The sequence below is a fragment of the Pandoraea capi genome (assembly GCF_902459735.1).
GTDB lineage: Bacteria > Pseudomonadota > Gammaproteobacteria > Burkholderiales > Burkholderiaceae > Pandoraea > Pandoraea capi.
In genome coordinates, this window is record NZ_CABPRV010000017.1 from 91729 (window position 1) to 98927 (window position 7199).

5 protein-coding genes and 1 pseudogene are annotated in these 7199 nt (G+C 52.3%); 1 reads left to right on the top strand and 5 read right to left on the bottom strand.

Going from position 1 to position 7199, the window contains the following annotated elements; all coding sequences use genetic code 11:
• Nucleotides 1-507 precede the first annotated feature (507 nt).
• Entirely contained in the window at nt 508-846 is a 339-nt protein-coding gene (locus PCA20602_RS25000) for a hypothetical protein (RefSeq protein ID WP_150723490.1), read from the top strand.
• Between the two features lie 334 nt (nt 847-1180).
• Here the strand turns inward: PCA20602_RS25000 and PCA20602_RS25005 are convergent, their stop codons facing one another.
• The 5 genes and pseudogenes from PCA20602_RS25005 to PCA20602_RS26135 all read right to left on the bottom strand — a co-directional run.
• Nucleotides 1181-2767: an RNA-directed DNA polymerase gene (locus PCA20602_RS25005; RefSeq protein ID WP_174981600.1), complete on the bottom strand. Its 1587-nt coding sequence runs from the start codon at nt 2765-2767 to the stop codon at nt 1181-1183.
• Between the two features lie 226 nt (nt 2768-2993).
• Nucleotides 2994-5132, bottom strand: coding sequence for an AAA family ATPase (locus PCA20602_RS25010; RefSeq protein WP_150723492.1), 2139 nt, complete (start codon nt 5130-5132; stop codon nt 2994-2996).
• Complete coding sequence (locus PCA20602_RS25015) at nt 5056-5496, bottom strand: hypothetical protein (protein ID WP_150723493.1); 441 nt, start codon at nt 5494-5496, stop codon at nt 5056-5058. The genes PCA20602_RS25010 and PCA20602_RS25015 overlap by 77 nt, the downstream gene beginning before the upstream one ends.
• Nucleotides 5497-5498: 2 nt before the next feature.
• Nucleotides 5499-6428, bottom strand: a complete 930-nt coding sequence (locus PCA20602_RS25020) for a hypothetical protein (RefSeq protein WP_150723494.1) — start codon at nt 6426-6428, stop codon at nt 5499-5501.
• A gap of 323 nt (nt 6429-6751) precedes the next feature.
• A pseudogene (locus PCA20602_RS26135) lies at nt 6752-7017 on the bottom strand (IS3 family transposase); the annotation flags it as partial.
• Nucleotides 7018-7199 lie beyond the last annotated feature (182 nt).

Below are 7199 nucleotides of genomic sequence, written 5' to 3' on the forward strand. Positions count from 1 at the left end.
CTGTCCCACCCATTGCTGCATACCCTTCCCGAGGGACAGTCGACATGACCCCGCTGCGCTTCGCCTTAGCGCACCTGCTTGCCTTGTTGCTTGTCTCGGCAACCGTGTCTGCGCTGGCGCTCGGACTCGCAGTGCTCGTTCATCGCGGGTAAAAAAGTGTTGGCAAAGAAAAAGCCCGCCTCCCAAACGGGATACGGGCCTCAACTAACCAATAACGGACTTGGCAGGAATTAGTACATTTATAGCCATCAAAAATTGTTGATAGTAGTCCGCCAACTGCGTCAAATGAGCGTCCCAGCAATACCTAAATTTTTATTTTGTTGATATACCGAGAACAATCGCCCCCTTATGGCCCCATCTCGAACCAGAAAACCGTGGGATCAGTCGAGGGACGAGTCGCGCTGTTCGCCCACCTGCGTTTGATACTGAAATGTCACTCGCGGCCTACGCGCCGACATCCCGATATATCATTCATGTCAATGCAGCCTCATCACCGGTGACTATCTCATGGCAATAGACCAAAAAATGCGCCTTTTGGGCAACTTTATGCCCATGGGATTTCACACCTTTGAGCGCAACGGACGACGCTACATCCCACTCACACGCATTCCTTACGAGTGGTCTGACATCCTTCCTCGGTGGCTACTACTGCAAACTGATCGCGTTGAGTATGACTCTCCCGACTGTGATCTAGTGGAAACCGAACCAGGTAATAAGGCCGCAGGTATGGCATTGACAGAAAGTGCGTGGGGGGATTTCATCGGTTGGATGACCGACATTGCTCGCGAACGCTTGATCGATCTAGAAAGGAGAAATTCCGACGGCGAACACATCGGATTACTATGATTACCTTACGGCAACGAGGCAGGTATCAAGATAAAAGCGCATCCCCCTGGGTCAACATTTGGCGCAAATCAACACCCATATCTGGGATGGCGATGCCCATTACTAATGTAACGACCAAATTGAAAAAGCCCATGAACGCCCACTTCTGGCTCGATCTCAGGCAGAGGGGGAGGGTTATGGACCGTCAAAGCGGCTCAAAAGATCATCAGAGACGATGCACGTGCTTCACGCGGTCGCGAAGATTTTGCGGAATCACCTGCAAACCTTATGGCACTGGAGGCCCGAGCACTTATCCCACCATGATACTGCCCTGCTCCGTGGTAGCTGCGAGCAGCTAAGCCCGGCCGATGGGGTTCTTCTTAGCCCAATTGGCAATGGAACGCTCCACGTCATCAAGTTGCCCATCAATGCCCCGAATCCAATGCTTGTATTCGTCCGCAGGCAGACACGACGCACCGTAAATGAATGCCCGCCTCAGCCACGGCTGCAACTCATGTAAGTACTGCTTCCGACTTCTGAACCAGAAGTCCTTCTTGCTTCTCCCCATAGCAAGCAGTAACTCTCTCGACGAAAACTCGTCGGGAGTATCGTTGTACAACTTCACGTATTGATCGTCTGAGTTCCATTCACCGTCAAGCGCGAATGGAAGTAAAAGGTACATTCGAGAATACTCGAGGTGTGACGCAGTTGAAGCATCATCTTTTACGATGTTGATCAACTGCTCACCCAATTCAGCTTTTCGAGGCGCCGGCATTCCGTCGAGCCGAAGTAGGTACTCGATGGTCTCCCGGATGACTGGCACAAACTTTCCAAAGTTATCAAAAATCAGGTCAATTGCTTCAGTATCGCCCAACTGGCCAAGTCTGCGGAGCAGGAACTTCAGCAATGACAGGTCAGGCTCTTCGGCGTTGATCTGCTCTTGCAGAATGCCTTCCAGATTCAGTTGATCAATTGCACTTTGATACTCTTCAGGCAGAGCGTCGTAATCAATCTCTTCATAAGAGTCGTCTATACCGATTTCCGTGAGCAATTCATAGAATCGTTCAGACAATGTATCGAGCTCTCGGCGCTCATTCTCCCGAAGGTAGTCTCGACGGAAATTTTCAACGGGAACAATCTTTGTTTTGTTCTGCTGGAGTGTCAGGCCGTGGTTGTCCAGAAGTGAACGCGCAAGAATCGTAAGGCATTTGTAGGCTTCAGCCTCTGAGTTGCAAAATATCCGGAAGTCGTCCGAATATCTCACGTATCTTATCCCCTCAGAGAGTAAGAGCTGATCAATATCCGCAATGGTAACCTCTGCAATTAACCTGGATGCTGCCGAGCCCACAGGAATTCCATACGAATATGCTCCTGCCCAATGCCCTATAAGACCCTTCAGAGCCTTTGCGTGCATGTGCCCTAAACCCAAGGCGCTATCAAGGGCATTGTCGATCCGATGTGTATATAACCGCGGGAAGAAATCCGCTATATCAGCAATGACAACATGAGAAGGTGCGATCTGCTCGCAAATATCATGGGATGCCTGCTGAAAGGCCCGATATGAATATTTTTCGGAAAACATGCGGCCGTCAGCTTCCGGCGCGAAGCGATAGGAATGAACGATGTCGTCCGCCTGCGGAATTCTTTGTGCCTCTAGCCTGTGCCCCACTTCTCGCACGAGCGCAGTCAGGACAATGAAATCGAGCGGATCAAGCTGAGTGGAAATCCGAAATCCGAAGCGATGTTTTGGAACAAGGCATCGCCGGAACGGACGCACCCGCCACTCGCTAACATCGGTCGCTTGGATAGCCGCCTTTACCGTCCCCCAAGAGTCAGCAATCGCGTCAAATTCAAAGATAGACGGAAATATGTCCGTGTCTTTGTAGGTCCGTGCATGCTCTAGCGCCCAATCTAGAGCCGCGTCAGTGAGAGTCAAAGGCATTTGCATTCCATGATAGTCCTCGCTCTAGCGAGGCCGCCGCATCTAGATAAACAACTTTTGCCAACGTGCACTTTTTTGCTCCGCTCCGAGTTCAGACAATTCAGAGCGAAATCTCCATTGACCGATTCCCCGTCATTTACAAACGTACTACGTGACACCAATTAACCCCGGTCACAACGTTTGGTGTCTACCAGTCCGCGCCTCTACGCGAAGACGATACAGCAGGCTACATTGCGCCATCATGCTCCATCGGACCAATGAACTTGTCTGGCAACTCGATGAGATAAAACCGGCTGCCTCCAGTCACTCGGTCGAAAACCGCAACGCTTTCATCGAATGATGCAGCAAGAATACTCTGAAGCTGCGTCAGCCCACTCATCAGATTCACAAGTGCCTTCTGGCTCGTCTCGCTCATTGAATGTTGGCCCGGCTCGTCGAACATCAACACACCGGGATGATTGCCCGCGTACTCACGCGTCAACGATGTTTGATACACCGCGAGCAGGAACGCCCATATAAGTCGGACAAAGTCACTTGCGGACGACTCGGATTTTACATTCCGCTTCAGCACTTCACGCAGAGTGATGTCACCCAATGCTGGAAGTAGAGTTCCCGCATTGATTTGTACCTCTGGAATCTCCGCACTCGTATAGTTAAACGCCGATGCATTGGCACGAAAGTTCTTCTCAAGAATTGAAATCTTGACGCGGTCTCGCTTGCTGTACAAGTCGCTCGGAAACGTCGCTCGCTCCTTCTCTGCACTGACAAGCTTATCCACCAAGTCATCCGCGCGCTCAAGGAACGTTAACAGACGAGACTCTGCTGCCTGAAGGGAGCGGACGTCTTGCTCCAGAATTATCTGTCTCCTGACATCGGCTTCAAGTGTCGCGTCCGACTGGGAAATGTTCTTTCTCAAATTCACGACATAGGTTCGCTGCTGTGCAATCTCGCTCTCCAATGCTGAAATGTGACCTGTGGATTGCTCACCCATGCTTTCCAAACCTGCAATCTGGCCCTTGAGCATGCGCAACTGGGCTTCAAGGTAGTCGATGTTGTGCTGCAGGTCCATTGGCGTCACACCCTCCGTGTGGGGGAGAAGCGTGTTCTCAATGTCTGCCCCGCAGGTCGGGCATTTTCCCTCAGCAGATTGAATTTGCAGACTAGCGCCCAAGTCGTGGAGCTTTCGGGTCGTCTTGTTCTTGCGTAGGTCAGACTCAGCCTGCTGCATGAGCTGCCGGAACTCGATGAGGTTGTTTTTTCGAAGACGTGCTTCGCTCATCAATGTCTCGTAGCTCGCCATGAGACTGTCTAGCTTGGCGGTCCGCTCGTTAAGCAGGTCAATGACATCTGGAGTCGTCGATATTGGTCCCGCTTTGCGACGACGCTCAATCGCGCGCCACTGTTCCGTTTTTTCTGAAACGGCATTCGGTACTGCAACATTCTCTGACTCGACTCTCACCCAAAGCGAAACGTCGGATGGCTTGAACGAGCTGTGTAGGGTCTTCGGAATGCCCTGCGTTGAAACATTCACCACATTCAGGGCCGCCTGAAGCTCTGCGAGATTGTCTGCCCACCGAGCCTGAATCTGATTGATGCGTTGTTCGTTGAGCGCTCTTGCCTCCTCGAGCTTGAAGTTATCAAGGCCCAAAAGGTACTGAACAACTCGAGTAGGCGCCCCGAGGATTTGATAGAACGGGATGTTTGCTATGTAGTCGGTCCAGCCACGCTTCTGCTCGATGAACAATGCCGCTGCGACAACTTGCGGATAAAGCCGCGTGAGCCCGCCAATTGACGATTGGACGCGAGGTAGCTGCATACCGAGAAACGCCTCTAGGTAGCGTAAGAACCCGCTCTCATACTTCGCGGCGCCAGGGTCATGGAGGAAGAGCGGTGACGGCTCACCGACAGCATCGCCGGGCTTCGAGACCAATGCTCCGTCAAAGGCTTCGACGAGCCTTGTTTGCTTGCTCTCGCTCCTGATAGGACGCCGAAACGTGACGACCTTCCCTGAATCGTTTTCGACTTCCACTAGGACTGAGGACTGGCTTATGACTCGCGTCTTGCCGTCGAACTGGAAGCTGTCGCGCACGGCTGACGTGAGAGCTTTCTCGCCCTTTACACCGACCAGCTCTTCGAACCCAAGGCCATACATTAAAGTGTTAACTAGGGTACTTTTCCCCGACGAGTTACGCCCTTTGATAATGTTGAGCCCAGGCATAAAAGGGGTCCGGAACCCAAAGGTCTCACCGTCACTGATGATTCGGATTTCGATTCCTCGGATGAGCATATTAGCCCCATTTCTCCACAATATTGTCGACCATTTTTTCGGTGATGGACGTCTTGAGTCCGCGTAGGTACGCAGCATCGTCGTCGTACAGTTGTTCCTCCAAAGCGCGCTCGCAAAATGCGCTGCCCTTGTTCGTCAAAGCCACCATTTTTGCGCTTGCGGTGATAAGTCCGTCCGCTGCGGCGAGAGTCATCGCCTTCTGCACTGCGGGGTCGAGGCCCCATGCAGGGAAATCGATTTCTTGACTCTTCGCGGCGCGAACCAGCTTCTCCCGTCGCACGTCTTCTTTCAGGACCCAGTTGAACAACTGCAGCCTGACGAGGCTGGACTTTCGTCCGCGTGACGCCAACAACAATACAAGTAGCAGTTGCGTAATTTTGAAGAGCGGCCGATGGTCGGGTAGTACGACTGAGGGACGAACATTGAACTCGAGAGTTGCCATTATTAGACCGGCTCCGAGAAGTCAAGCTGACATATGGCAAGCCAACGGGCTACGACGAGGTCGGCCAACGTGCGCGCGTCACTGAAACTGACGACACCGCCGAGCTCCTTCTCGAGCCGGTTACCGAGTTCAGATCTGACAGAATCAACCAGCTCATTGGGTTCGCCAGTCCAAAAATACTTGAGCTCTTGCATTTCGTCAGCGTACAAACCGATGATTCGAATGACCTGCGCGAAGGCCTGTGGCGACGTTCGCTCTATCGTCGCCAGATGGTGGTCGCAGCGTAAGAATTTGCCTTGAACAAGTTTGTTGAACTCTGACAACTCGGATTCAAACGTTGGGCTGGCCTGCCGCGATTTGAGGCGCATGCGGTTCTTTCGAGCGATGAGCTTGTCGTATTCCTCAGGGGCTTCCGGCAGGACTGTCGACTTGCTCACCGCAGGCCCTAGCTGCAACGCAGTCCCGGCATTGCGTCTGGATTGCTCAAACTCGCTGGAGAAGTAGCCAGCATCCAGTAGCGAAATATTGAAGTCTTCGGTGAGGATGGTCAGCTCCCATTTACGGGCATCCTTCTCTTTTTTTCGAGCATGCTTGTGAAGCTCATTGTCGTTTATCGTCGGCGTCACAAAGAGCCAGTTGTGAATCCTCGTGGCCCCAATTCGCTCAGCTATCTGTTCTGCATAAGACTTGAGCTTTCCCACGTCACGCGTAATCTTGTCTCGAATGGCTTCGTAGAGTTCATCCTGCGTGTAGTGCCGTTCTGGGCAGTAACACTGGAACGCGAGCCCGTCCGTAGTCCAGCCTTCGATTCCATAGTCGCCTGGCGACGCCGGCATGCGTTGATAAGACGGTCCGTATTTCAATTTGAACGCAGACTGGCACAAGCGCTCCCAGCTTGTGCCATCGAAAGTCCCGAAATCGGTTTGTATCACGAAGCCCCCAATCTAAATGTGCCGTTCAGATGCGGCTATTCTCCTGCGGTCCCAGTCACCATGAAAGCCGCCATATCGGTGGCGCTTCCCTGCACATCGACGCGAAGTGACCACAGCGGATAGCCCACCTTTGTCGTATTGCACGGAATTAGAAAGTATCACTGGGTTGACATGGAACATCGCTACCGGCGCTGCTGTCGACAACGAAACAAGCACCCATTGCGAGCACCCTCAGGACCTTCATGCGCCCCCGCATTTTAATTCGTTGTTCTGCTTGATTTCTTCTGATTCTAACAGCTCACTCCGAAAATATTTTGGCGTCAGGGATAGCCCGACGTCCTGAGGATGAAGGCGTAGCGGCGCCGTGGTTGATGTAATGCTCATATGCGGCGCTCCTTTGATCCTCGTAGTCCTTCGGTTTTACCCGAACATACCGTCTCTGAAGGTCGTCACTCGTTTCGAATTCCTCACATCACTCCTTGATGGAATTCTTCGCCGGTTTTCTCAATTGGCGATTGGTCGGCTCGCGGTGATTCCCGAGCTTTAGGTACAACTCTACCGCGTGAAAATATCCCTGGCATAAGCAGATGGACTACCCACAATGCAGTTCAGTAGTTTTTTGTCAGCATCTCCCACGGTCAAAATTTGGCGAAATTCAACACGTCAGAGCTTCGCGGTTACATTCCGTACCGGATGACCTTACCCCTCGGAAGTATCCCACTGTAAAGTTAGTGGCAAGGCCGCAGGAGAAACCTTGTCATGAAGAAATCG

Bases quoted from the DNA above. Each gene is read 5' to 3' on its own strand.
- PCA20602_RS25000 (WP_150723490.1), top strand. From the start codon at position 508: ATGGCAATAGACCAAAAAATGCGCCTTTTGGGCAACTTTATGCCCATG.
- PCA20602_RS25005 (WP_174981600.1), bottom strand. From the start codon at position 2,767: ATGCCTTTGACTCTCACTGACGCGGCTCTAGATTGGGCGCTAGAGCAT.
- PCA20602_RS25010 (WP_150723492.1), bottom strand. From the start codon at position 5,132: ATGCTGCGTACCTACGCGGACTCAAGACGTCCATCACCGAAAAAATGG.
- PCA20602_RS25015 (WP_150723493.1), bottom strand. From the start codon at position 5,496: ATGGCAACTCTCGAGTTCAATGTTCGTCCCTCAGTCGTACTACCCGAC.